This window comes from Kitasatospora sp. NPDC088160, assembly GCF_044741445.1.
In the GTDB taxonomy this organism is placed as follows: Bacteria; Actinomycetota; Actinomycetes; order Streptomycetales; family Streptomycetaceae; genus Kitasatospora.
Genome location: NZ_JBIUSS010000032.1, coordinates 77,899 through 102,076 on the forward strand (window position 1 = coordinate 77,899; position 24,178 = coordinate 102,076).

Annotated in this window: 18 protein-coding genes and 1 pseudogene; 9 read left to right on the plus strand and 10 right to left on the minus strand. The window is 70.7% G+C overall.

Going from position 1 to position 24,178, the window contains the following annotated elements; all coding sequences use genetic code 11:
• Positions 1-338: 338 nt before the first annotated feature.
• Together ACIOGZ_RS36785 and ACIOGZ_RS36790 are read right to left on the minus strand one after the other, a co-directional pair.
• Positions 339-1,505, minus strand: coding sequence for a nitric oxide synthase oxygenase (locus ACIOGZ_RS36785; RefSeq protein ID WP_400844330.1), 1,167 nt, complete (start codon positions 1,503-1,505; stop codon positions 339-341).
• A gap of 234 nt (positions 1,506-1,739) precedes the next feature.
• Positions 1,740-2,267 (minus strand): HXXEE domain-containing protein, encoded by a 528-nt coding sequence (locus ACIOGZ_RS36790; protein ID WP_363630804.1) that lies wholly within the window; start codon positions 2,265-2,267, stop codon positions 1,740-1,742.
• A 109-nt stretch (positions 2,268-2,376) separates the two neighbouring features.
• On the opposite strand from ACIOGZ_RS36790, the gene ACIOGZ_RS36795 reads away from it, so the two are divergent.
• Positions 2,377-3,024 (plus strand): TetR family transcriptional regulator, encoded by a 648-nt coding sequence (locus tag ACIOGZ_RS36795; RefSeq protein WP_400989133.1) that lies wholly within the window; start codon positions 2,377-2,379, stop codon positions 3,022-3,024.
• Between the two features lie 390 nt (positions 3,025-3,414).
• Positions 3,415-4,149: a Type 1 glutamine amidotransferase-like domain-containing protein gene (locus tag ACIOGZ_RS36800; RefSeq protein ID WP_363581195.1), complete on the plus strand. Its 735-nt coding sequence runs from the start codon at positions 3,415-3,417 to the stop codon at positions 4,147-4,149.
• Between the two features lie 292 nt (positions 4,150-4,441).
• Here the strand turns inward: ACIOGZ_RS36800 and ACIOGZ_RS36805 are convergent, their stop codons facing one another.
• The 3 genes from ACIOGZ_RS36805 to ACIOGZ_RS36815 form a co-directional block, all read right to left on the minus strand.
• Positions 4,442-5,473 carry a YihY/virulence factor BrkB family protein gene (locus tag ACIOGZ_RS36805; protein ID WP_363630806.1) on the minus strand — a complete coding sequence of 344 codons (1,032 nt, stop codon included), beginning with the start codon at positions 5,471-5,473 and terminating at the stop codon, positions 4,442-4,444.
• A gap of 39 nt (positions 5,474-5,512) precedes the next feature.
• Positions 5,513-5,674, minus strand: a complete 162-nt coding sequence (locus ACIOGZ_RS36810) for a YqaE/Pmp3 family membrane protein (RefSeq protein WP_363581191.1) — start codon at positions 5,672-5,674, stop codon at positions 5,513-5,515.
• Between the two features lie 420 nt (positions 5,675-6,094).
• Positions 6,095-7,021 carry a slipin family protein gene (locus tag ACIOGZ_RS36815; RefSeq protein ID WP_363581189.1) on the minus strand — a complete coding sequence of 309 codons (927 nt, stop codon included), beginning with the start codon at positions 7,019-7,021 and terminating at the stop codon, positions 6,095-6,097.
• Positions 7,022-7,625: 604 nt separating this feature from the next.
• On the opposite strand from ACIOGZ_RS36815, the gene ACIOGZ_RS36820 reads away from it, so the two are divergent.
• Entirely contained in the window at positions 7,626-8,111 is a 486-nt protein-coding gene (locus tag ACIOGZ_RS36820; RefSeq protein ID WP_400989135.1) for a GAF domain-containing protein, read from the plus strand.
• A gap of 21 nt (positions 8,112-8,132) precedes the next feature.
• Positions 8,133-8,423, plus strand: a complete 291-nt coding sequence (locus ACIOGZ_RS36825; protein WP_400989137.1) for an ANTAR domain-containing protein — start codon at positions 8,133-8,135, stop codon at positions 8,421-8,423.
• Between the two features lie 46 nt (positions 8,424-8,469).
• On the opposite strand, the gene ACIOGZ_RS36830 is transcribed toward ACIOGZ_RS36825, so the two are convergent.
• The 3 genes from ACIOGZ_RS36830 to ACIOGZ_RS36840 form a co-directional block, all read right to left on the minus strand.
• Entirely contained in the window at positions 8,470-10,869 is a 2,400-nt protein-coding gene (locus ACIOGZ_RS36830) for a phosphoketolase family protein (RefSeq protein WP_363581185.1), read from the minus strand.
• Positions 10,866-11,927 carry a carbamate kinase gene (locus ACIOGZ_RS36835; RefSeq protein WP_363630811.1) on the minus strand — a complete coding sequence of 354 codons (1,062 nt, stop codon included), beginning with the start codon at positions 11,925-11,927 and terminating at the stop codon, positions 10,866-10,868. The genes ACIOGZ_RS36830 and ACIOGZ_RS36835 overlap by 4 nt, the downstream gene beginning before the upstream one ends.
• Positions 11,928-12,477: 550 nt before the next feature.
• Positions 12,478-13,194: a VIT family protein gene (locus ACIOGZ_RS36840; protein WP_400989140.1), complete on the minus strand. Its 717-nt coding sequence runs from the start codon at positions 13,192-13,194 to the stop codon at positions 12,478-12,480.
• A gap of 425 nt (positions 13,195-13,619) precedes the next feature.
• Between ACIOGZ_RS36840 and mgtA the strand changes: the two genes are divergently transcribed.
• The 3 genes from mgtA to ACIOGZ_RS36855 all read left to right on the plus strand — a co-directional run bounded on the left by mgtA (position 13,620) and on the right by ACIOGZ_RS36855 (position 19,899).
• Positions 13,620-16,364, plus strand: coding sequence for a magnesium-translocating P-type ATPase (mgtA, locus tag ACIOGZ_RS36845; protein ID WP_400989141.1), 2,745 nt, complete (start codon positions 13,620-13,622; stop codon positions 16,362-16,364).
• Positions 16,365-16,806: 442 nt separating this feature from the next.
• Positions 16,807-18,225 (plus strand): APC family permease, encoded by a 1,419-nt coding sequence (locus ACIOGZ_RS36850; RefSeq protein WP_363581308.1) that lies wholly within the window; start codon positions 16,807-16,809, stop codon positions 18,223-18,225.
• Between the two features lie 36 nt (positions 18,226-18,261).
• Entirely contained in the window at positions 18,262-19,899 is a 1,638-nt protein-coding gene (locus ACIOGZ_RS36855) for an amidohydrolase (protein ID WP_363630815.1), read from the plus strand.
• 217 nt (positions 19,900-20,116) lie between these two features.
• On the opposite strand, the gene ACIOGZ_RS36860 is transcribed toward ACIOGZ_RS36855, so the two are convergent.
• Entirely contained in the window at positions 20,117-20,821 is a 705-nt protein-coding gene (locus ACIOGZ_RS36860) for a TetR/AcrR family transcriptional regulator (RefSeq protein ID WP_380560896.1), read from the minus strand.
• A gap of 199 nt (positions 20,822-21,020) precedes the next feature.
• Here ACIOGZ_RS36860 and ACIOGZ_RS36865 point away from each other — a divergent pair, with 199 nt between their 5' ends.
• Positions 21,021-21,257, plus strand: coding sequence for a transposase (locus ACIOGZ_RS36865; RefSeq protein WP_400989143.1), 237 nt, complete (start codon positions 21,021-21,023; stop codon positions 21,255-21,257).
• Between the two features lie 148 nt (positions 21,258-21,405).
• On the opposite strand, the gene ACIOGZ_RS36870 is transcribed toward ACIOGZ_RS36865, so the two are convergent.
• Positions 21,406-22,509, minus strand: coding sequence for an SDR family oxidoreductase (locus ACIOGZ_RS36870; protein WP_400989145.1), 1,104 nt, complete (start codon positions 22,507-22,509; stop codon positions 21,406-21,408).
• A 390-nt stretch (positions 22,510-22,899) separates the two neighbouring features.
• On the opposite strand from ACIOGZ_RS36870, the pseudogene ACIOGZ_RS36875 reads away from it, so the two are divergent.
• A pseudogene (locus ACIOGZ_RS36875) lies at positions 22,900-24,099 on the plus strand (polyketide synthase); the annotation flags it as partial.
• Between the last annotated feature and the right edge of the window lie 79 nt (positions 24,100-24,178).

The window sequence follows — 24,178 nt, forward strand, 5'->3', positions numbered from 1 at the left end:
AGGGCCGCACCGTACGAAGTGCACCGGTGGTCAGGGCGATAGTCGCCCTGACCCCGGTCCGGGCACACCCCGGCCGCGGCGACCTCCGACAGCGTCGCGGCACTCGCCGAGACCTCGGTCGGCAGCAACGCCACCACCGGTGACAAGGCCTTCCTGACGGCGAACCAGCCGCTCGTACAACAGTCCGCCGCCCAGTCAACCAGCCGACTCCCCCCGTCCAGGTTCCCGCCGACCACCTCCTACAGCGGGACGGCCCCGTGGGAGAGACCGCCACGAAGCCGGCCGGCGGCCGACGGCAGCGTCCGGCTTCCGTCACCGTGCCAGCAGTGGCGCACCAGTCAGCTCGGGAGTCCCTCGGCGCCCTGGGCCGGGCAGGACGGCGGGTGCGGCGAGAAGTTGGGCAGCACCCGAGTGGCGTCGTAGCGGCGCTGCCAGACCGGAGTGGTCGACCCGCTGGTGGCCGGCACGATCGCGGACCAGTCGGCCGGGCAGTCGCGCCCGCTCTTCTGCTCGCGCTCCTCGTGTCGCACGAACTGTTTGGTGGCGAAGTGGTGGTCGATGATGGAGATCCCGGCCCGGTCGTACGAGTGCAGCACCCCCGCCGTGAGCTCAAGCAACGCGCGGTCCCGCCACAGGGTGCGATCCCGGGCCGTGTCCAGGCCCATCCGCCGGGCGACCTCAGGCAGCTTGTCGTATCGGTTGGTGTCGGACAGGTTGCGGGCACCGATCTCGGTGCACGTGTACCAGGCGCTGAAGGGTGCCAACGGGTACCGCAGCCCGCCGAGTTCGAGGACCTGGTTGGAGATCGTGGGAAAGGCGTGCCAGCGCAGGCCGAGTTCTTCGAACCACCGGTACTCGGGATGGCTGATCCGCACCTCCGGGACCGCGTCCGCGGGCAGGTCGAACCACCGAGGTTCACGCCCGGGCCACTGGATGACCAGCGGCAGCACGTCGAACTCGCCGCCCTGACCACGCCACCCCAGGCGCTGGACCGCCTCGGTGAGCGCCGCCGTCTCGGGGTCGCCGATCACGGACCCGTCGTACTGCCGGTAGCCGGCGTAGCGAATCAACTGGCCGTTCCACAGCCGGGGTCCGGGCCGCTCGGGTGTGCTCGGCGCGAAGACGCTCAGCAGCAGGCGCACCTTGCCCCCGTTCCACGCCTGCCGCAAATGCTCGACGAGTGCCTCGAACACCGCTCCCTCGTCACCGCCATCGGTGCCGGTGCCGATCGCACGGCAGTCCCGGATCTCCAGTGCTTTCCAGTAGAACTTGCCTATGCACTGCGGATTGTTCCGCCACGCGATCCGGGAGCCGACCAACAACTCCTGCTGGGTCTGGGAGTAACTTCCCGTCGTCGCCAGCTCCTCCGTGATCTCCGCTACCCGCCGCTGCGCGCCGCCGGCCGGAAGATGTCCCTCCACGGTGAGTTGACGTATCAACGCTACTGCCTCCGCGAGCGGAGCAGCAGGCGTGGACGGGGTTACGCACACCCGAGAGCTCATCATGCTGATCCCCTGTCAACAGCGAGGGAAAGGAGCCGATTCAACTTGCACGAAACACACGGACGCAGCCGGAGACTACGCCGGGGAAGCGAACGCGCGGACCCAGCCGAGGTCGTTTTGACGAAACCCTTGCGTGCACTCGGTGATGAAAAGCCCTGCGGGACCCGGGTCGCGCGGGGCGGGCCGGGGTGGGGGTCGGAGTGGCCCTCGCGGGGCTCCCGCGAGGGCTGCCCGCGCTCAGGAGGTGAGGCGGCCGAAGGTGAGGGCGGCGGCGATGAGCAGGACGGCGGCGGGCGCCCCGGCGACCAGACTGAGCACCGTCCGCCGCCTGTCGAGCAGCCCGGCGCGCAGCAGTGCCGCGTAGGTCAGTGCGCCGTAGAGCACCACTGCGGGCAGGGCGGTGATCACCCCGAGCGGGTAGCCGCTGCCGCTGAGCCCGAGGTAGACGTGGTGGAGCCCGTGCAGGGTCCAGCCGCCCAGCAGGGCGGCGTAGGCGTCGAGCGCCCAACCGCCGGGACCGGTACGCCCGGTGTGTCCGGCCCGCAGGGCGCGGTCGGCGAACAGGGTGAGGGCCCAGACCACGGCGAACTCCGCCAGGATCGCGGTGAGGGACTGCGCGACGGTGAAACGTGTGCCGCCTTGGTCCAGGCCGCCGTCGAGCACGATCGCGACGGCCTCCTCCCCGTCGTGCACCGCGAAGGAGAGCGGCAGCCCCCAGATCCACCACCGGGCGTCGACTCGTGCCCGTACCAGGTCCATCGTCATGTTCCCCTGCTCACAGATCGGTTGAAGATTGGGTCATCGGCGTTGACTCAAGCTAGCCCTCAACCCCACTTCGGTCAACAGCGTTGATCAAATCGGGTAGGATCCAGCCATGTCGACATCAGCCGAACCGGCCGGCACACCACTCGCCGCCTCCAGAGCAGAGCGCCGCAGGCGCGGAGAGCAGGCGGTGCTGTCCGCCGCCCGGGAACTCTTCCGCCGGGACGGCTACGACGCGACCACCGTGCGCGCCATCGCCACACGGGCGGGCGTCGACGCGTCACTGGTGATGCGCTGGTTCACGTCCAAGGAGTCGCTGTTCACCCGCGCGGTCATCGAGCAGTTCCAACTGCGCGGCGTCCAGTGGCAGGACGAGGGCGGCACGGGCGGCGACACGGGCGAGGGACTCGGGGAGCGGATGCTGCTCGACTTCCTTCACGCCCTGGAGGACACCGGCGGCAGCGCGCTCCACGTCGTCCGCGCGATGCTCACCCACGAACAGGCGTGGTCCACGCTGCGGGCCGCCTTCCTCGCCGACCCGGACCGCGACCCCATGGTGGTCGCGATCCCGGGCGAGGAAGCCCAGTTGAAGGCGGCCCTGCTCGGCTCGATCGTCCTCGGCATCGGCATCGGCCGCCACGTCCTTCGCTTCCCACCCCTGGAGGAAGCCTCCCCCGAACACATCGCGACCGTCATCGCCCCCGCCCTCCACGAACTCCTCGCCCCGCCACGGCGGCCGGAGGGCGACACGGAAGGCTGAGCATCACCTGCCACGGACCAGCCGATTCGAGTGACGCCCGCGTCGGCGCCGCGGCGGTGGAGGCCGGCGACTCACGCGCCGCTGATCCAGCGCTCCCCGATGGCTGGGAGACAACTGGCCGGCGTGGCCGTCGAGTAGCGGTCTGAGAGGGCACCGTTCGGGCCACCGACGCACGTCACGTCGTCACCGAGTGCTCTGACCGGTTACGGCGGCCGGGTTGTGTCGTACCCGCGTTCTATGGTGTCGGAGTGTCTCGTTGTCGTGATCGGACCGGCGTTCGGGTGGTGCATCGCACCGCCCGGATCGGTCCGTGTCCGACCCGAGCGCAGGTCCAGCGAGGTCCGGGGCGCAGCGAGCGCTCCGCAGCAGGCAACTCAGGGAGGTAGGCACATGAGAGCACTCCTCACGTCGTCCGGGATCAAGAACAGCAGCATCCACGACGCGCTGGTCGACCTGCTGGGCAAATCGATCGCCGAGTCCAACGCCCTGTTCGTCCCCACCGCCATCTACCCCTTCCCTGGCGGGCCCGGCATGGCGTGGCGGGCGATCTCTGGTGAGGGTCCATCGCCGTTGTGTGGATTGGGTTGGAAATCGTTGGGGATCCTGGAGCTGACGGCGCTGTCGAGCATCGAAGAGGCTGCTTGGGTGCCAACGGTCCAGGCCGCCGACGCACTGCTGGTATGGGGCGGCGACCCCCTGTTCCTCGCCAACTGGATGCGGCGCTCCGGTTTGACCGGCCTACTGCCGACGCTGCGCTCCGAGGCGGTCTACGTGGGGGTGAGCGCCGGGAGCATGGCTGTTGCCTCCACCTTTGTCGAGACCTACCGCGAACCGCCCCGCGGGAACGATGGACCGTTGAGGTCGGAAGACATCGTCTTCGCCACGCCTCAGGGCGACGTCGACAGAATCCTGGTCACGGGACAGGGAGCAGGACTCGTCGACTTCGCGGTGATCCCGCACCTGGAGCACCCGGACCACCCCGACGCCTCCTTGGCCAACGCGGAGAGGTGGGCGGCACGGATTCCCGCGCCGACGTATGCGATCGACGACGAGACCGCCATCAAGGTGGTCGACGGCACCGCCCAGGTCGTCTCCGAGGGGCAGTGGAAACTGTTCCAGCCCTGACGGCACCGGGTAGTTCCTGAAGGGAACGTCGGTCGGGTCGTTCCCCGGCCGGGGACGGGCCCAGCCGGCCTGGTCACTGGCCGCCGCACTGGTGAACGGGCTGCGACGGACCGAGTGCGGGAACCCCATCGGGGTGAGGTCCAGGTCTGCCGCCCTGGCTGTACTGACCCGCGTGCTTCTTGCTGCATGCCGACGCCAGCTGACTCTTGGACACGGGGCCGAGGTGGTGCGCGGTCGGCTGGTGTGCCACTGGGCGGGTTGAGAGGCGAAGTGGTGAGAGCACAACCGGGAGTCAGCGACCGGGTCCGTCGTGGTCCTGCGGGGTGTCGGGTGGTGGTGTGCGGGTGTCGCGGGGTTCGGGGTGGGGCTTGTCCTCGGGCGGGTGGCCGGCTTCGATGGCTCGTCCGCGTTCCAGTTCGACGTTGAACTCCAGGCCCAGCAGGATCGCGACGTTGGAGACCCAGAGCCAGAGGAGGAAGAGGATCACGGCGCCGATGCTGCCGTAGGTGCTGTTGAGGCTGTTGAAGTTGGCGACGTAGAGGGCGAACGCGCCGGACGCGATGACCCAGAGCGCGACGGCGACCAGGCTTCCGGGGAGGATCCAGCGCAGCTTGGGCGCTTCGGCGCTGGGAGCGGCCCAGTAGAGCAGGGTGACCATCGCGATGACGATGATGACGAGGACGGGCCATTTGGCGATGTCCCACACCTGTACGGCGTTCTCGCTGACTCCGAGGATCTTCCCCGTCCGGGTGGCCAGTGCGCCGGTGAAGACGACACCGGTGGCGGTCAGCGCGAGGAGCGCGATGATGACGACGGTCAGGGCGAGGCGCGTGGGCAGGGTCTTCCAGAGTGGCCGGCCCTCAGCGGTGTCGTGGACCCGGTTGGCGGCGCGCATGAACGCCGCGACGTAGCCGGAGGCGGACCACAGGGCCAGGACGATCCCGATGGCCAGTGCGAAGCCCGCCCTGCCCTGGTCGGTCTGGAGTTGCTGCACCACGGTGGTGAGGAGCTGGCGGACGGATCCGGGGCCGAGGTCACGGAGGCGGTCGAGCAGCGGCTTGGTGGCGGAGCTGCCGGCCAGTCCCAGGATCGACACCAGCGCGAGCAGGGCGGGGAAGATCGCCAGCAGCCCGTAGTAGGTGAGCGCGGCCGCCGCGTCGCTGAGGCTGTCGGCCTTGAACTGCTTGGTGGTGCGTTTCAGGACGCCCCACCACGACTTCTTGGACAGGTCGGTCGGGCTCTCGGTGGGCCCGGCTCCGTTGGTGGCGGGCCCGGCCCCGTCGGCCGTGCTGGTGTGCCGGTGTTCGTTCTCGTGTCGTGACATGGGTGCCAACCCGGCGTGTCGGGTGTCTGTTTCGGGGTCTCAGTCCTTGACCACCTGGTAGATGCCGTAGATGACTCCGGGCACATGGCCGCAGAGCTGGAGGAGGAAGGCCCAGAGCACCTTCATGCTCGGCCCGTCCTTGATCAGTACCGCCAGGAACGGCAGGACCAGGCACAACAGCACCAGAAGGACCTTGCCCATGATCACCCCTCGTTCCGAAGGTGCGGTGGCCGACGGCACGGTGACCCGCCTCCTCATCGTCTCACCGTCGGCCGCCCGGCGGGCAGTCGGCCGGACCGCATCGGAGGCATCGTCTCCGTCCGCGCTGCATGTCCGCCCGCGTGTCACCGTCGAGAGCGCCGGTTCCGTGCCGGGCATACGGCCAGGTACACGGCGGCGGCGATGAGCAGGAGGACGGCGATGGCGGTCAGGTGGAGCAGTCCATGGACGACGATGCCGATGATGCGAGCACGATCGCCACGATGACGACCAGCAGGAAGAGAACCATCACGAACCTCCGTCTCGCCCCGTTCCACACAGCGTGCCCGGCATGCTCTCGATCATGACTTCGCCTCGGTTTCTCGGGCGGGCACGGACCGTTCCGTGCCCGCCCGTGCCGCGTTACTTCCGCAGGACGACAGGTCCTCCGTTGGCCTGCACCTCGCCGTCCGGCAGCTGTTCGACCAGCAGCCCGCGGGCCGGCTGCTGGACGAGCAGTGGCGTGGTGGCCGCCGGAGGCTTTTCCAGCGACACCGGGACGGGCGGTCCGGCGGCAGCCGCGGCTTTCTCGCGGGCCAGGAAGGAGCCGAGTTCGCCGATGGTGCTCATCAGCGGGGCGGGGAAGACGACGGTGGTGTTCTTGTCCACACCGATCTCCACCAGGCTCTGCAGATTCCTCAGTTGCAGGGCCAGCGGGTGGGCCATCATGGTGTCCGAGGCCTCGCCCAGTGCCGCCGCGGCCAGCGACTCGCCCTGCGCATTGATGATCTTGGCTCTCTTCTCCCGCTCCGCCTCGGCCTGGCGGGCCATCGCCCGCTTCATGCTCTCGGGCAGCTGGATGTCCTTCAGCTCCACCAGCGTCACCTGGACGCCCCACTCGACTGTGGTCACGTCCAGGATCTCGCGGATGTCGAGGTTGATGGTGTCGGTCTCGGACAGCGTCTCGTCCAGCGTGTGCTGCCCGACCACCTTGCGCAGCGTGGTCTGGGCGATCTGGTCGATGGCGGAGTAGACGTTCTCGATCGCGACGACCGACTTGACCGCGTCGACCACCCGGAAGTAGGCGACCGCCGAGACGTCGACGCTGACGTTGTCGCGGGTGATGATGCCCTGGGACTGGATGGGCATTGTCACGATCCGCAGCGACACCCGGTGCAGGACGTCGACGATCGGGACGATCAGGGTGAAGCCGGGTTTCTTCGGGCCGCGCACCCGGCCCAGCCGGAACAGCACGCCCTGCTCGTACTGCTTGACGATCCTCACGGAGAGCAGGAGGCCCACCAGGACCAGCAGGACGACGATGACGACGGCGACGATCAGGATCTTCATGGCGTGCCTCTGTTCAGTTGTCGGGAGAGTGCGTCCGGCCCCGGCGACAGGGACCACTCGGCCCGGGACGCGGGGCCGCCTGTTCGGCCGGGATCGGCCCGCCAGCCGCTGCGAGGCGGCACGCAGCACGTGGGAGGCTCCGTCTCGGCAGGGTATCTGCGTGGCCCCCGGCGAGGAGGGCGACCGGCCGACGCAGCGGACCGCCCCGCCGGAGCGGGCCGGGCCTCGGTCGCCGACGCCGCTGCGGGGGGCTCTTCGCCGGCCCTGCCGAGGGGGGAGGGCGGGCGCGCCACAGGGGCCGGGCCGTCGGCGCGGGTGGGCGACTGCATGGGCATGGTGAGCCTCGCATGATGAGGTCACCGGATGGGCCCGGTTGTGAGCTGGTCGCTCCCGAGGCCGACGCGAGGTGGGCCTTCGTCTCCGGACTGGCTGCTGACTCAACCACCTCCGACGGTACTCTCCGATCTCCGGCCACGCGGCGCGCACGGAGCACGCCGCTCGTTCGAGTACGGCCGGGCGGACAATGGGCGGCAGGGGGCGCGGTTCGGTCTGTCCGACCCTCAGTGCGGTCGGTCGGTTGTCGGTGAGGCTGAGGAGATCCACCATGGCGGAGTCGGCCCCGGGAGCGTCGGAGTCCAGCGACACCCCGGTGTCGGGTGCCGCTCCTGGCCGGAGCCCGGCCGACGACGCGGACCTGCGGGAGAGCCTGGCCGGCCTGTCGAGGTTGGCCAGCGGGCGCTTGGACCTGCCGGCCCTGCTGGTCCACGTCGCCGACTTCGCGGCGCACGCGATCCCCGGCGCGGACGGAGTGGGCCTGACCCTCGTGGAGGACGGCCGGGCCGACACGATCGTGTCCAGCGCGGCCTTCGTTCGAACCGTCGATGCGATCCAGTACCGGATCGGTGAGGGGCCGTGCATCACCGCTGCGGCCGAACGACGCACCGTCCGCTCGGCCTCGCTGGGCAAGGACCCCTCGTGGCCGCGCTTCGGACCGCGGGTCGGCCGGCTGGGCGTGCACAGCGTGCTCTCGCTGCCGCTGCTGACCGACGACCGGGTCCTGGGCGCGATGAACGTCTACGCCCACGCCTAGGACGTCTTCGACGCCTGGGCCGTGGAACTCGGCGAGCTGTTCGCCGTGCCGGCCGCGATCTCCGTACAGAACGCCCAGGCCCTCGCCCGGACAACACGATTGGCCGCACAGCTGCAGTCCGCGCTGACCCACCGCTCGGCGATCGACCAGGCCCTGGGCGTCCTGATGAGCCGCAGCGGCTGCACCCCCGCCGAGGCCTTCGACAAGCTCCGTGCGATGAGCCAGGCACAGAACCGGAAGGCGTCCGCAGTGGCCCAGCAACTGCTCGACGAGGCGGTGGCCCGCGCCCGGGCACGCCGCAGTCCCGGCTGAGGACATCGAGAGGCACCGTGGAGGCGTCGAAGGGTGGTGACCCGAGTCAGCCGTCCTCTGCCGGGCGGGGAACGCTGCTGGTGGTGCCGACCCAGGTCCAGTCCCGGATTTCCGGCAGGTCCGTTCCGTGCCGGTCGATGTACAGCTTGTGCTCGACCAGCCTGTCGCGCATCCGCTGCTTCACGTAGTCGCCCCGTGCACCGAGTCGGGGCAGCCGGTCGATGACGTCCTGGACGAGGTGGAAGCGGTCCAGGCGGTTCTGCACCCGCATGTCGAAGGCGGTGGTGATGGTGCCCTCCTCGTTGTATCCGCGCACGTGCAGGTTTCGGTTGGTGCGGCGGTAGGTGAGCCGGTGGATCAGCGAGGGGTAGCCGTGGAAGGCGAAGACGATGTGCCTGTCCCTGGTGAAGAGCGAGTCGTAGTCCCGGTCACTGAGCCCGTGCGGGTGCACCGTGTCGGGCTCCAGCTTCATCAGGTCGACGACGTTGACCACCCGCACCCTCACCTCGGGCAGGTGCTCGCGCAGGATGGACACCGCGGCCAGGACCTCCAGGGTGGGGGTGTCGCCGCAGCAGGCCAGCACGACGTCCGGCTCCCCGCCCTCGTCGTTGCTCGCCCACGGCCAGATGCCCACACCCTGGGTGCAGTGCACGACGGCGTCCTCCATGGACAGCCACTGCGGCATCGCGCGCTTGCCCGCCACCACAACGTTCACGTAGTGCCGGCTGCGCAGGCAGTGGTCCATCACGGACAGCAGGCAGTTGGCGTCCGGCGGGAGGTAGATCCGCACCACGTCGGCCTTCTTGTTGGCGACGTGGTCCAGGAAGCCGGGGTCCTGGTGGGTGAAGCCGTTGTGGTCCTGCTGCCATACGTGGGACGCGAGGAGGTAGTTGAGGGAGGCGATGTCGCGGCGCCAGGGCAGCTGCTTGGTGACCTTCAACCACTTGGCGTGCTGGTTGAACATCGAGTCGACGATGTGGATGAACGCCTCGTAGCAGTTGAACAGCCCGTGCCGTCCGGTGAGCAGGTAGCCCTCCAGCCAGCCCTCGCACTGGTGCTCGCTGAGCATCGAGTCCAGCACCCGGCCCGAAGGGGCGAGGAACTCGTCGCCCTCCATGGTGCGGGCGTCCCACTGGCGGTCGGTCTCCTCGAAGACCGCGCCCAGCATGTTGGAGAGCGTCTCGTCGGGGCCGAAGATCCGGAAGTTGCGGCGCTCCCCGTTGGCGGCGACCACGTCTCTCAGGAACCGTCCCAGAACGAGGGTGTCCTTGCCGCTGACCTCTCCGGGCGCGCGGACGTCCACGGCGTGGACTCGGAAGTCCGGCATCCGCAGGTCCCGCAGCAGCATCCCGCCGTTGGCATGCGGGTTCGCGCCCATCCGCCGCTCGCCCACCGGAGCGAGGCCGGCCAGCTCCGGCAGGAAGCGGCCGTTGTCGTCGAACAGCTCCTGCGCCCGGTAGCTCCGCATCCAGTGCTCCAACTGCCCGACGTGCTCGGGGTGGTCGGCGTCCACCAGCAGCGGTACCTGGTGCGAGCGGAACGTGCCCTCGACCTGCAGGCCGTCGACGGTCTTCGGCCCGGTCCAGCCCTTGGGCGAGCGCAGGACGATCACCGGCCAGCGCGGGCGGCCGGCGTCCGTGCGGGCGCGCGCGGTGTCCTGGATCTCCCGGATCTCCTCGACGGCCGTATCCATGGTCCGGGCCATGAGCTGGTGCATCGCCTCGGGTTCGTCGCCCGCCACGATGTGGGGCTCCCAGCCGCAGCCGCGCAGGAACTGCGTCAGCTCCTCCTCCTCGATGCGCGCCAGCACGGTGGGGTTGCTGATCTTGTAGCCGTTGAGGTGCAGGATCGGCAGCACCGCCCCGTCACCGACCGGGTCGAGGAACCTGGTGGACTGCCACGCTGTCGCCAGCGGCCCGGTCTCGGCCTCGCCGTCACCGATGACGCAGGCCGCGATCAGGCCGGGGTTGTCGAACACGGCGCCGAAGGAGTGGCTGAGCGAGTAGCCGAGTTCGCCGCCCTCGTGGATGGACCCGGGCGTGGTCGGCGCGACGTGGCTGGAGATCCCGCCGGGGAAGGAGAACTGGGTGAACAGCTTCCTCATCCCCGGCTCGTCCTGGCTGACGTCCGGATAGACCTCGCTGTACGTGCCCTCCAGGTAGGTGTGGCTCACCAGTGCCGGCCCGCCGTGGCCGGGCCCCGCGACGTAGACCATGTCCAGGTCGTACTTCTTGATGACCCGGTTCAGGTGCGTGTAGATGAAGTTCTGCCCCGGCGTGGTGCCCCAGTGGCCGACGACCAGCGGCTTCACATGCGACAGTTCCAGCGGTGTCTTCAGCAGCGGGTTGTCGTAGAGGTAGATCTGACCCACCGACAGGTAGTTGGCGGCCCGCCAGTAGGCGTCCATCCGGTGGAGCAGCTCCGGTGACAGCGCTGGTCCGGTCATGGCTCGGGGCTCCCGTCGGTCGGACGCGGCCGTGTCCCGCCGGTGCTGAGGTCGTGCGTACGGCTGGGGCCGGTGTTCGGCCGACCATCCGGCGACGAGCCACCCTCGCCCGGCTGCTGCCGGCGCGGACGGCTGCCCGGCTCGTGTGCGTGGGCGGTGGTGATGGTGGTGCCGGCGGCACCGGCGAGGATCGCGCTCGCATCGGGCAGCTGCCCGATGGCCGCCGGGTGGCCCGTGGCCGCCACGAAGTGCCGACAGGCCGCGATCTTGGGGCCCATCGACCCGGCGGGAAACTCCATGCCCGCCAGGTCGTCCAGGTCGAGGTGGCGCAGCGCGGTGGCCTGCGGGGTGCCGAAGTGTGCCATCACGGCGGGTACGTCGGTGAGGACGAGGAGCCGGTCGGCGTGGAGGGTGGTGGCGAGCAGGGCCGCGGTGGAGTCCTTGTCGACGACGGCTTCCACGCCGTGGAGCCGGCCGGAGCCGTCATCGGCGACCGGGGCTCCGCCGCCTCCGCCGCAGATGACGACCGAACCGGTATCCAGCAGGTGGGTGATCGAGTCCTGCTCGATGATCCGCTGCGGCTCGGGCGAGGGCACGACCCTGCGCCACCGGTCACCGTCCGCGGCGATGGTCCAGCCGTGCAGGTCGGCCAACTGTCGGGCGCGCCGGTGGTCGTAGACGGGGCCGACGAACTTCGTCGGCTCGGCGAACGCCGGGTCGCCCGGGTCGACGAGCGTCTGGGTGACGAGGCTGAGGACAGGCTTGGCCAGGCCGTCGTTGCCCAGGCACTGCGTGAGCCAGTAACCGATCATGCCCTGGGTCTGGGCGACGAGCGCATCCAACGGGTAGGGACGGGACAGCGCCGGGTCGCTCTCGCTTTCGAGGGAGAGCATGCCGATCTGCGGGCCGTTGCCGTGGCAGATCACCAGCTCGTGCCGGGCGGCCAGCGGACCGAGAGCCCGAGCGGCGGTGCGCACGTGCCCCAACTGGATCCCGGCATCAGGCCTCTCACCACGGCGAAGCAGCGCATTGCCACCGAGTGCGGCCACGATACGCATGTCAGGGCACCGTCACATACGCGCCCGCGGCCTCGGACGCACACCGGGCGCCCGTCGCGACGCGGCACCGGCGGCCCAGCGCGGGAGCGGTGTCGGTGACCAGCTGTCGGGCTTGGCTACTCACGAGGCTCCTCCGCACGGCGTCCAGATTCCCGATGCCGCTGATGTCCGGTGCCGATCCCGGATGAGTGGGGCTGCCCGGTGGACCTGATCACAGCGCAGCCCGGGCGGCGAGCCGGCCGAGTCAACGCGACGGCCGCCTCCTGAGAAGTGACCGGCCAGCCGACTGGTCCGATGTACCCGGCTGTCCGACGTGACCACGGTGTCCGCCACTCACCGGGCCCTGCCCGGCTGCGAGCGGGGCCACTGCGAGTCGGCGTGATGGCGGAGGGCCCGGGGGGGGGCGACGACCGACCCGCTGCTTCGACGCTACCCGCGGCTTGTGGGTGCTGTCCACGCCAGCGGTTGCGCCCACGCCCCCGGTGCGAAGGACGCCGCCGACAGGAACAGGGCCTTCGCCCGGGCCGGGGGCGCCGGATGCGGGAACGTTTCAGACACCGGTAACGCCGAGGGCCACCCCCACCCCGTAGGTGACGGCCATCGCCAGCCCTCCGCCGAGAACGTTGCGCAGGATGGCCCGCCCGGGGGGCGCCCCTCCGAGGCGGGCGCTGACAGCCCCGGTGGCCCAGAGGGCCGCGAGGACGGCAGCAGCCGTGACCGGGACCCGGGACGACACCGGCAGCAGCAGGATGACCAGCAGAGGCAGCAGCGAGCCGGCGGTGAAGGACACGAAGCTCGCTCCTGCCGCCTGCCAGGCGCTCGTCAAGGCGTCCGGATCGAGCTTCAGCTCCGCGTCCGCGTGCGCGGCCAGCGGGTCTCTCTCGGTCAGTTGCTCGGCCACATCCCGCGCCAGTGCCGGAGGCAGCCCCTTGGCTTCGTAGAGACCGGTCAACTCGTCCAGTTCCGCCTCCGGCGCCTCCGCCAGTTCACCCTGCTCCACCAGCAGCGCGGCCCGTTCGGAGTCCCGCTGGCTGCTGACCGAAACGTACTCGCCCACCGCCATCGACATCGATCCCGCCAGCAGCCCGGCCAGCCCGGCCGTCAGCAGCGCGATGTGGGAGGTGGTCGCACCGGCCACACCGATCACGAGGCCCGCCGTGGAGACGACCCCGTCGTTGGCTCCGAGCACCCCGGCCCGCAGCCAGTTCAGACGGCGTCCCAGGGCACGACCGTGCGACTCGTCCTGCTTGCCGGCCTGTCCTGCCACCGTCGGTACCTCCTCCCGCGCCGGCGGCACCGGCCGACCCGGGCGCGGCCTCGACGCGAGCCGGCACCGCGCCGTCGGCGGAACGGTCCCACCGGGCTCCGGGATCGCCCGCCCCGTGTGCGGGGAACCCTCGCGAACCCCGTCTGCTCCACTCTGGTCCCGCAGCGACGCGTCGGCCACCAGAGGCCGCGCCGAGGAGGCGTCCCGGTGAGCGCCGAGCCAGGCACCGGAGGGAAGAAGCGATCGACCCATGCGACCCTGGAGAAACGTAGCGCGCCCGGGTCTGTTCGGACTCCGTGCCCTCGCCGGGCGTGGCACGTGCCCAGAGGCGGCGATCCGTATGACACAGCACCACTCCCCCGCATCCTGTCGGCGTGCCGTCGCATGCCGAGAACGGTGACGGGCGGGACCGGGGACCACCCGCGATGAGCGCCGCGGCTCCCGTGCGGTCGGCCGGGCCCGCGGACGGGGTGGCAGCCTCGGCGGCACTGCTTGGGGAACAGGTTCTGCGCGGGCTCGACGTCAATGCCGAGGCGGGGTTGAGCTCCGGTGAAGCGGCCAGGCGCCGGGCCCGGTTCGGGCCCAATGCGGTCTCCTCGCACCGGGCCCGGTTCTTCCCCGTGCTGTGGCACCAGTTGCGCTCGCCACTGCTCGGGTTGCTGTTGGGCGCCGCCGTGGCATCGTTCCTGGTCGGCGAGCGCAGTGACGCCGTGATCATCGGGGTGATCGTGGCGGTGTCCGTGGGGCTGGGCTTCGTCAACGAGTACCGGGCCGAGAAGGCCGCCGAGGCGCTGCACTCGCAGATCCGCCACACGACGGTGGCGGTGCGCGACGGACGGGCGGTGTCGGTGGATGTCACCGCGCTGGTTCCCGGCGATCTGGTCGAGCTGCACCTGGGCGACATCGTCCCGGCCGACCTGCGGCTGCTGGAGGTCACGGGACTGGAGTGCGACGAGTCGCTCCTGACCGGCGAGTCGCTGCCCGTGGACAAGGGCACCGCCGCCGTCCCGGCCGGGACACCGCTGGCCGAGCTGTCCGGCTGCGCCCTGATGGGCACGGTGGTGCGCACCGGCGGCGCCCGGGGGGTCGTGGTGTCCACCGGGGCCCGCACCGAGTTCGGCAAGATCGCCGCCGGGCTCGGCACCCACCAGCTCGACACCGAGTTCCAGGTCGGCCTGCGCCGCTTCTCCCTGCTGCTGGTCTACGTCGCGGGCGCGCTGACCACCTCGATCTTCGTGATCAACGTGGCGCTGCACAAACCGATCATCGATGCCCTGCTGTTCTCGCTGGCCATCGCGGTCGGCATCACCCCGCAGCTGCTGCCCGCCGTCGTCTCCACCAGCCTGGCCGCGGGCTCGCGGCGGATGAGCCGCCGCAAGGTCCTGGTCAAACGGCTTGTCTGCATCGAGGACCTCGGCGACGTCGACGTCCTGTTCACCGACAAGACCGGCACCCTCACCCTCGGCCGGATCGACTACATGCGCGCCGTGCCCGTCGGCGCCGACGGTCCCGACACGGTGCTGCGATGGGGGCTGCTGTGCACCGAGAACGCGGCGCGGGACGAGCGGGACGTGGGCGGGAACCCGCTCGACCAGGCCCTGTGGCGCTCGCCCGCCGCCGCGGGCGAGCGGGCCGCGCTGGCGGGCTACACCTCGCTCGCGGTGCTCCCCTTCGACCACGAGCGCCGCATGGTCTCCGTCCTCGTGCGGGACACGGCCGGCATATCGACCCTGGTCACCAAGGGTGCTCCGGAAAGCATCCTGGAACGCTGCGCCGACGTGCCCGCCGCAGCCCGTGACGCGCTGGCGGCGGAGTTCGCCGCCGGCAACCGGGTGATCGCGGTCGCCACCCGGCCCGGCGTCGCCGGATCGGGGCAGATCCGGCCGGCGGACGAGAACGGTCTTCAGCTGGCCGGGCTGCTCGTCTTCCTCGACCCGCCCAAACCGGACGCGGCCGCCGCACTCAGCAGGCTGGCCGCGCTAGGCATCTCCGTGAAGGTCGTCACCGGCGACAACGCCGCAGTCGCCGCCAAGGTCTGCCACGACCTCGGACTGGGTGGGGGCGAGGCCATGACCGGCGCCGAGGTGGACGCCCTGGACGACACCCGGCTGGCCGAGGCGATCACGAGCACCACCGTCTTCGCCCGGGTCAGCCCCGAAGCCAAAGCCCGCATCGTGCACGCCCAGCGGCGCAGCGGCGGTGGGGTCTCGTTCCTCGGCGACGGCGTCAACGACGCCCTGGCCCTGCACGCGGCCGACGTGGGCATCTCCGTCGAATCGGCCACCGACGTCGCCAAGGACGCCGCGGACGTGATCCTGCTGGAGAAGGACCTGGACGTGTTGGCCGACGGCGTGGCCGAAGGCCGGCGGATCTTCGCCAACACCATCAAGTACGTGCTGATGGGCACCTCCAGCAACTTCGGCAACATGTTCAGCGCGGCCAGCGCCTCGCTGTTCCTGTCGTTTCTGCCGATGCTGCCCTCGCAGATCCTGCTGAACAACCTGCTCTACGACACCAGCCAACTGGCCATCCCCACCGACAACGTGGACGAGGAACAGCTGCACAAGCCCTCGCACTGGGACATCGCCTTCATCCGGCGCTTCATGATCTGCTTCGGCCCGCTCAGCTCGGTCTTCGACTTCATCACCTTCGGCGTCATGCTCTGGGTCTTCCATTCCGGCCCGGCGCAGTTCCGCTCGGGCTGGTTCGTGGAGTCGCTGGCCACCCAGACCCTGGTGATCTTCGCGATCCGCACCCGGCGCATCCCGTTCTTCCGCAGTCACCCCAGCCTGCCACTGACGCTGTCGGCCCTCGGCGTCGTCACCGTCGGCACCCTGCTGCCCGCCACGCCACTGGCCCACACCCTCGGCTTCCAGCCGCTACCAGGGGCGTTCTTCGCCACCCTGGTCGGCATGATCATCGCCTACCTCGTCCTGATCGAGGTCGGCAAACGCCTCTTCTACGGCGCAGCCGCCACCACCGTCCCGGCCCCGCCGCGCTACGGCGCCCTGCGCCACCTGCGGCGGCGCGCCGCGTACTTCAGCACCGCGGCCCGCCAGCGCGCGGCCGCGTCCGGCACGCCACGACCCGCTTCCCCGCACAACGTCGCGCAGCGCTTCGCGCCGTCCTCGCCGCCGGCGGGCAGTCGGCCGCCGGGACGGCCGCAGTAGGACTGCCGGCCCTCGGAGTCGAGGATCGACGAGCACGCGTGGAGCCGCTCGATGACGACCTTCTTCGTCACAGGCGAGTTGCCACCCGGCCGGGTCCGCGGAACGCTCCAGCACCCTGCCCGACCAGCAGGGTCGCTCACCTGGCGAGCCGCGACTCGATGCCCTCGGGCGCGCATGGGGGCAGCCGCCGCTCCCCGGTGAGGGGAGGGCCCGTCTCCGCCCCTCACCCGCCGCACCCGCCGCACCCGCCCCTGCGGCTGCCTCGCCCCACTCCCACTCCCACGCCCCAGCTCTTATGACAACAGCATTGACGTGTAAGGGCGCCACCGGTTTCATGTCTCGCACCCCTCCCCCACACGAGCAAGGCGGTGATCCGTTGACACCGACGGTGAAGGCCACGGGCAACGCTCCGAGACCGGACGCGAGCAGCCCCCACGTCACCATGCACAAGTCCATCGGCCTGCTGGACGGGGCGACGATCGCCGCCTCCAGTACGGCGGCCACCAGCAGCATCGGCATCGGCCTGGGCCTGATGGCCGGAGTCGTCGGCCTGCACCTGCCCGCGATCATGCTGCTGGCCTTCCTGCCCGTGCTCGCCATCGCGGGCGGGTACGGGCGACTGAACGCCGTCGAGCCGGACGCCGGCAGCAGCTATCGCTGGGTGGGCCGAATACTCAACCCCTGGCTGGGCTTCCTCACCGGCTGGGTGAACACCGTCGGCACCGTGGTCTTCATGGCCTACACCACCACGGTCACCGGGTCCTCCATCATCCAGCTCCTCGACCTGGCCCACGTGCGCAGCGTCGCGGGCCTCCGCCTCGACGCCGACTCGACCGTCCAGTGCACCCTGCTCGGCCTGGTGGTCCTGGTCGGCGCGGCGCTGGTGGCGGTGCGCGGCCTGGACCTGGCCGCCCGGCTGCAGAAGGCGCTGCTGGTGTTCGAGTACGCGGTGCTGCTCGGCTTCTGCGGCTACGGGCTGTTCGCCGGCGACCAGCCGTTCTCGCTGCAGTGGTTCAACCCGTTCGACATCCCGTCCTTCGACGCGCTCGCCCAGGGCATGGTGCTGGCGGTGTTCTGCTACTGGGGCTTCGAGTCGGTGTTCAGCGTCGGCGAGGAGGTGCGCAGCCCCCGGGACGCCTCGCGGGGCGGCATGCTCGCCCTGGTGGTGATGCTGCTGCTCTTCCTGCTCGCCGGCACGGCCTTCCAACGGGTGCTGCCGATCGACGAGTTGGCCGACAACGGCGCGCACGGGCTCGCCTACTTCGGCACGACGCTCGCCCACCAGCCGCTGGCCGCCCTGCCGTTGATCGCGCTCATGTTCTCCGCGGTGGCCTCCCTGCAGTCGTCCGTGATCCCGACGGCGCGCGGAATGTACGCGATGGGGCGCGACGGCGTGCTCGGCCCGGTCTGGACCCGGCTGCACCCGAAGCACACGACGCCCGCCGTCGGCACGCTCCTGATCACCGGCATCGCGATGGCCCTCGCGCTGGCCTCGATCGCCATCCCCACCGTCAACGACCTGATCTCCGCCTCCGTCAACGCGATCGGCATCATCGTCGCGCTGTACTACGCGCTGACGGCCGTCGCGGCGGCCGTCCGGTTCCGGCACCTGCTGCGCAGCGACCCGTTGGAGGGACTGCGCGCGGTGGTCGGCCCGCTGCTGGGCGCGGCCGCGCTGCTCGCCGTCGGCGGCTATCTCGCCTGGTCGTTCTACGACTCCGCCGACCACTTCGAACTGGCCGCCGACAACGGGTGGTTCGAGCTGACCGTGACGGTGATGATGATCGTCACCGGACTGCCTGCGGCCGCCTGGGCCCGCTGGCGGCGGCGTTCGCCCTACTTCCTGCCCGACACCGACTGACAGCCCGTGGAAGCCACGAGAGAACGGAGCACCCCCATGCCCGAGGCCGATCTGGTCTTCACCCGCGGCCCGGTCCACACCGGTGACGCCGCCCGCACCCGGGCGACCAGCCTGGCCGTGACCGGCGAGCGGATCACCGCCGTCGGCCACGACGAGGTCCGGGAGCTGATCGGGCCGGGGACGGAGGTCGTGGACCTCACCGGCAAGCTGCTGCTGCCCGGATTCCAGGACGCTCACGTCCACGCGGTCTTCGGCGGCACCGAGTTGGCGGTCTGCGACCTCACCGGCACGGTCGGCGTCGCCGACTACTTGGAACGGATCCGCGCGTACGCCGACGCCAACCCCGGCCAGGCGTGGATCACCGGCAGCGGCTGGTCGATGGAGAGCTTCGAGGGCGGGCTGCCGACCCGGCAGCTGCTGGACTCCGTCGTCCCGGACCGCCCGGTGTACCTGACCAACCGCGACCACCACGGCGCCTGGGCCAACACCCGGGCCCTGGAGCTCGCCGGCCTCACCCGGGACACCCCCGATCCGGCGGACGGCCGGATCGAGCGCGAGCCGGACGGCACCCCGGGCGGCACGCTCCAGGAGGGCGCCACCGGCCTGGTCGCCCGGCTGATCCCGCCCTCCACCGCCGCCGACCGGCTGGACGGGCTGCTGCGCGCCCAGCGGCTGCTGCACTCGCTCGGCATCACCGGCTGGCAGGACGCGCTGCTCGGCGAGTTCAACGGCCAGCCGGATCCGTCCGACGCCTACCTGGCCGCCGCGCGCTCCGGCGCGCTGACCGCCCGGGTGACCGGCGCGCTCTGGTGGGACCGCGACCGAGGGGCCGAGCAGATCCCCGAACTGGTCGGGCGGCGTGCAGGGTTGAGCCACGGGCGGTTCCGGGCCGGCTCGGTGAAGATCATGCAGGACGGCATCGCCGAGAACTTCACCGCCGCTATGACCAGCCCGTACCTGGACGGCTGCGGCTGCGCCACCGCCAACTCCGGCCTCAGCTTCGTCGACCCGGCCGCGCTGCGCGGGTACGTCACCGAGCTGGACGCGCTCGGCTTCCAGGTGCACTTCCACGCCCTCGGCGACCGGGCCGTCCGCGAGGCGCTGGACGCGGTCGAGGCGGCCCGCGCCGCCAACGGGCGACGCGACACCCGCCACCACCTCGCCCACCTCCAGGTGGTTCACCCGGATGACCTCGACCGCTTCGCCCGGCTCGGCGCGATCGCCAACATCCAGCCGCTCTGGGCCGCGCACGAGCCTCAGATGGACGAGCTGACGATCCCGTTCCTCGGCCCGGAGCGCGCCGCCTGGCAGTACCCCTTCGGCGCCCTCCAGCGCGCGGGCGCCACCCTGGCGGCCGGCAGCGACTGGCCGGTGAGCAGCCCGGACCCGCTCGCCGGCATCCACGTGGCCGTCAACCGGAGCGAGCCGGGGGCCACCGACGGCCGGGTCTTCCTCCCCGAGCAGCGCCTCGACCTGGCCTCCGCCCTCGCCGCGTACACGGCCGGAACCGCCCACGTCAACGGCCATGACGACGCCGGCACCCTCACGACGGGCCACCTCGCCGACCTCGTCGTCCTGGACCGCGACCTCTTCACCGCCCCCGCCGAGGAGATCGCCGACGCCCGTGTCCTGCGCACCTACGTCGGCGGCCGGCTCGTCCACGCGGCGGACTGAGCCGCCCGGGGGTGAGTCGGTGCCCCGGCGGTCTCAGGGCACTGCCAGGATCCCCCGCACGAAGTGATGAAACGTACCCAGGAACGCGTAGGCCCCAGGGCTGCGTCGGCACCGTGACGGTCGCCGACGCGGCCGGGAGCGATCGGCCCGGCTGCGTCGGCCGCTTCGGATCCGGCAGCGCTCAGTCCGTCGCCCGCACTCAGCCCGTCGCCCGCGCTCAGCCCGTGGCCGGGAGGCGGGCCTCGGCGGCGTCGAGGAGGAGGTCGAGGGCGTAGGGATATCCGCTGCGGCGCATGTCGCTGGTGAGGAGGCGGGCGGTGGCGGCGATGTGCGGGTGCGTGGTGGCGTCGAGCCGGGCGTAGGAGGCCTGCCAGACCTCCAGGTCGGCGGCCTGGGCAGCGGCGGGCAGGGCGAGGGCGGCGGCGTCGAGCGCGGCGAAGCCGAGGCTCTGGTCGACGAAGGCGTGGTAGATCCGGACGGCCTCGCGGTCGGGGAAGCCCGCCCCGCGCAGGACGCCGAGGATGGCCTCGACGGCGGCGATCTCGTAGGTTCGGCCGGTGGTGCGGTGGGCGGCGAGCAGCGCGGCCTGGGGGTGGGCCTGGTAGGCGGCGTGGATTCGCAGGCCGATGGCACGCAGGTCGGCGCGCCAGTCACCAGTGGCCTGCCAACCGTGCTGGGCGCGGCCGATGAGCTCGTCGGCGACGGCGAGCAGCAGGTCGTCGGTGCTGCGGAAGTAGCGGTAGACAGCGCTCGGATCGGCGCCGAGCGCGGTACCGAGCCGCCGTACGGTGAGCGCGTCGGCGCCGTGTTGCTCGATGAGCCGCAACGCGGTGTCGACGATCAGTTCCCTCGACAGGATGACGCCTTGCTTGGTGGGCCGCCGACGCTGCCGCCGGGGCTCGGGGACTACCCGTTCGCTCATGCCTGGCAGCGTAGGTCAACAGGCTTGACTTAGGCCAGGGAAGGCCCGCATTTCCGCCCGGTCCGGCGCGAGCACGCCGACTGCGTCCTGGCCGCCGCCCTCCGGTTGCCCCGGCACCTCCGACTGAGCTGCTCCGGCCTTCTTGGAGTCCCTGATATCTGGGTTTGTTACGATCCAGGCGCAAGGAGAACCACGAGCAGTGCCAGCACCACGCAAGTACCCCGATGAACTCCGTGAACGCGCCGTGCGCGAGGTCCGCTCGACCGGCCGCCCCGTCGCCCATGTGGCTCGCGATCTCGGCATCCACAAGGAGGCCTTGCGGTCCTGGGTCCCGCCGGTGATGGCGGAGCGACGGGGGTCGCGGGCGGCCACGGGTACGTCATCGTCACCTGGTAGTCCCCGACGAGCTGAGTGTCCGAGTCCTCCCAGACTCTGATGCTCGGCTCTGTCACAACCGGACCACTGGCGGTCCGCTGTACCCGGAGCAAATGCGCGCTCCTGAGATCGGAGCCTCGGATGCCGAGTACTTCCTTGGACCAAGCCGTTGCTGATGTCCAGTGAGGCTGCGCGCTGGACTCGGTGAATCAGACCCCGACCACGGACCCGGCCCTTCGCATGCCACGGGCGAGGTAGGCGCTGTCGACGGGGGCGGGATCGGGCAGATCGCCCACTGTCGCCAGCAGGTTGGCTCGGCCGTAGGTCCGGCTCTGCGTCATGAAGGAGGAAACCTGGGCGATTTGGGTGGCTGCCAGGACCTCCGCCGGGATTGGCGCGTGCAGGGCTGGAACTGTCTCCACGGCCAGGCCCGGATAGGCGAGTTCGAACGCACGCAGGAAGACACTCATGGAAGTGTTCTGCGGGTGGGTGACGTGCACGGTGCGCAGGCCCGTCGGCCGGTGGGCCGCGACGCGCACCATGGCGTGTGCGGCGTAGTCGACTTGGAGCATGTTGAGGGAGTCCTCGGGGTTGCTCCGGATTCGGACACGCAGTGCGCCGTCGCCGCCCGGCCGTGCCTGGGCGTCGGCGCCCAGGCTCACGTCGATCAGGCGAGCGAGGATCCCCAGGGTCTGGTTCGGCAGCCCATCGGGGATCACCTGGTCCAGTACGAGAAGGCTCGGACGCATGATGGTGACCGAGCGGCCGGTGTGTGCGGCCCACCTGCGGACCAGGCGCTCACCGTTGAATTTGCTTTCCTCGTAGTAGGTCTGGAAGCCTGCCTCCTCGCTCAGGTCGTCCTCCAGGATGTGGCCACTGCTCCGCCGCCCGGCCACGTAGGCAGTGCTGGTGTGGAACAAGTGCGCCTGGGGGGCCTGGTCTGCCAGCTCCAGCAGGCCACGGGTCCCGAGGATGTTGGTCCTGAACAGCGGAGCCGGATCACCCACGAGGGCGAGCAGGCCCGCGCAGTGCCAGATCGAGGTGAGCCCGTCGGCTGCCGCAGCGATCTCGCGGCGGCCGAGCCCCAAACTGGGCTTGGTGAGGTCGCCCTCGACGTAGCGCAGGCGGCCCAGGGAGCCGGCGGGCGGTGGATCGGGTTCCGCCGCAAGAACCGCCGCCTCGACGCGTTGACGCAGTGTCAGGGTATCCGCGCGTCCCAGGATCGTGATCACTGCCCCGTTCCCCTCGTCGAGCAACCGCCGCAGGACGCGGCATCCCAGGAATCCGGTGGCACCGGTGAACAGGATGGACAAGGATGGCTCCCAGGGTTCAGAACCGCCGCTGTCGGGACGGGCTGAGCGTGTTGCGGCGACGCCACCCTACGGCCCAGTGGTCTCCGCGAGTACGATCCGCTGCCTCCGCTGCCTCCGTTTCGGCCGAGACCAGACGGGGCCGCTGCCCGAACCCGCAGTCAGGTCATGGTCGTTCGCCCACATCCTGACCTTGCGAGATCGACATGGTCTTCACTCGAACGAGCTTGCTCCGGCAACGCGGGCGCGGTGCGCACTCCGATGTGGTCGCGCGTCACACCCACGCCCCATCCGTGACTTTGTGCTGTCGATCAAATACCGTGAGTGCTTCGCCCGCATGAGGGCGACCGACTGGAGAACTCGCCACCCCAGGCATGGATGAGAAGGGCTCACATGCATCGGGACCGGGAACGCGCAGACCGGCAGGCCGTCGCCATCGTCGGGGCGGCCTGCCGCCTGCCGGGGGGCATCAACGGCCTGGACGAACTGTGGAATGCGCTGGAACAGGGCCGGGACCTGATCGGGTCGGTGCCTGAGGACCGCTTCGAGACCAGCCGCTTCGTCGACCCCTCGATGCCGCGCGTCGGCAAGAGCTACACGGCGGTCGGCGGTTTCCTCGACGATGTCGCCGGCTTCGACGCCGCCTACTTCGGCGTCTCACCCAAGGAGGCGGCACAGGTCGATCCGCAGCACCGGCTGCTGATGGAACTGGCGGCCGAGGCCCTGGACGACGCCGCCGTGGCCCCCGAGACGCTGGCCGGATCGGACACCGCCGTCTACGTCGGCATCTCCGACATGTCGTACGGCACTTTGCAGTTGTTGTCGCCGCGCACGGTCAACGCCTACACGATGTCGGGCAGTGCCAGCTCCATCGCTGCCAACCGCCTCTCCTACACTTTCGATCTGCGTGGTCCGAGCATGGCGGTGGACACCGCTTGCTCGTCCTCGCTGGTCGCCCTCGACCAGGCATGCCGGAGTCTGTGGTCGGGCACCAGCCGGGTCGCGGTGTGCGGAGGGGTGAATGTGCTGCTCTCCCCTTTCCACTACGTCGGGTTCTCACAGGCGTCCATGCTGTCGGCCCGTGGCAGGTGCGCTTCGTTCTCGGCCCAGGCCGACGGTTTTGTGCGCGCTGAGGGCGGCGTGGTGGTGCTTCTCAAGCGGCTGGACGATGCGCTGGCCGACGGGGACCGCCTGCACGGCGTCATCCTTGGCAGTGCCACCAACTGCGACGGCAGGACGATGGGTCTGGCCCTGCCCAATCCCCAGGCCCAGGAGGAGTTGCTGCGTCGGATCTACGCCGAGGCGGGCGTCGACCCCGACGAGTTGGTGTACTTCGAGGCGCACGGCACCGGCACCCCGGTCGGGGACCCGCTGGAGGCCCGGGCCATCGGCCGCGCCCTGGGGATCCGGCGCATCACCGGCGACCTCGGCATCGGCTCGGTCAAGAGCAACCTGGGACACCTGGAGCCCGCATCCGGACTGGCGGGCCTGTGCAAGGCGCTGCTGGTGCTCAAACACCGGGCTGTGCCCGCCACGCTGCACTGCGAGCAGCCGCATCCCGACGTGGACTTCGCGGGGCTAGGCCCAATGCCGGTGACTTTGTGGTCGGTGTCTCGTTGGTTGTGGTGTGGCGAGGGTGGGGCAGGTCAAGGCGCCTGCGAGTGAGCGGATA

What these genes read in the sequence shown, in the direction of transcription:
- ACIOGZ_RS36785 (WP_400844330.1), bottom strand. Translation starts at nt 1,505, where the DNA reads ATGATGAGCTCTCGGGTGTGCGTAACCCCGTCCACGCCTGCTGCTCCG.
- ACIOGZ_RS36790 (WP_363630804.1), bottom strand. Translation starts at nt 2,267, where the DNA reads ATGACGATGGACCTGGTACGGGCACGAGTCGACGCCCGGTGGTGGATC.
- ACIOGZ_RS36795 (WP_400989133.1), top strand. Translation starts at nt 2,377, where the DNA reads ATGTCGACATCAGCCGAACCGGCCGGCACACCACTCGCCGCCTCCAGA.
- ACIOGZ_RS36800 (WP_363581195.1), top strand. Translation starts at nt 3,415, where the DNA reads ATGAGAGCACTCCTCACGTCGTCCGGGATCAAGAACAGCAGCATCCAC.
- ACIOGZ_RS36805 (WP_363630806.1), bottom strand. Translation starts at nt 5,473, where the DNA reads ATGTCACGACACGAGAACGAACACCGGCACACCAGCACGGCCGACGGG.
- ACIOGZ_RS36810 (WP_363581191.1), bottom strand. Translation starts at nt 5,674, where the DNA reads ATGGGCAAGGTCCTTCTGGTGCTGTTGTGCCTGGTCCTGCCGTTCCTG.
- ACIOGZ_RS36815 (WP_363581189.1), bottom strand. Translation starts at nt 7,021, where the DNA reads ATGAAGATCCTGATCGTCGCCGTCGTCATCGTCGTCCTGCTGGTCCTG.
- ACIOGZ_RS36820 (WP_400989135.1), top strand. Translation starts at nt 7,626, where the DNA reads ATGGCGGAGTCGGCCCCGGGAGCGTCGGAGTCCAGCGACACCCCGGTG.
- ACIOGZ_RS36830 (WP_363581185.1), bottom strand. Translation starts at nt 10,869, where the DNA reads ATGACCGGACCAGCGCTGTCACCGGAGCTGCTCCACCGGATGGACGCC.
- ACIOGZ_RS36835 (WP_363630811.1), bottom strand. Translation starts at nt 11,927, where the DNA reads ATGCGTATCGTGGCCGCACTCGGTGGCAATGCGCTGCTTCGCCGTGGT.
- mgtA (WP_400989141.1), top strand. Translation starts at nt 13,620, where the DNA reads ATGAGCGCCGCGGCTCCCGTGCGGTCGGCCGGGCCCGCGGACGGGGTG.
- ACIOGZ_RS36850 (WP_363581308.1), top strand. Translation starts at nt 16,807, where the DNA reads ATGCACAAGTCCATCGGCCTGCTGGACGGGGCGACGATCGCCGCCTCC.
- ACIOGZ_RS36855 (WP_363630815.1), top strand. Translation starts at nt 18,262, where the DNA reads ATGCCCGAGGCCGATCTGGTCTTCACCCGCGGCCCGGTCCACACCGGT.
- ACIOGZ_RS36860 (WP_380560896.1), bottom strand. Translation starts at nt 20,821, where the DNA reads ATGAGCGAACGGGTAGTCCCCGAGCCCCGGCGGCAGCGTCGGCGGCCC.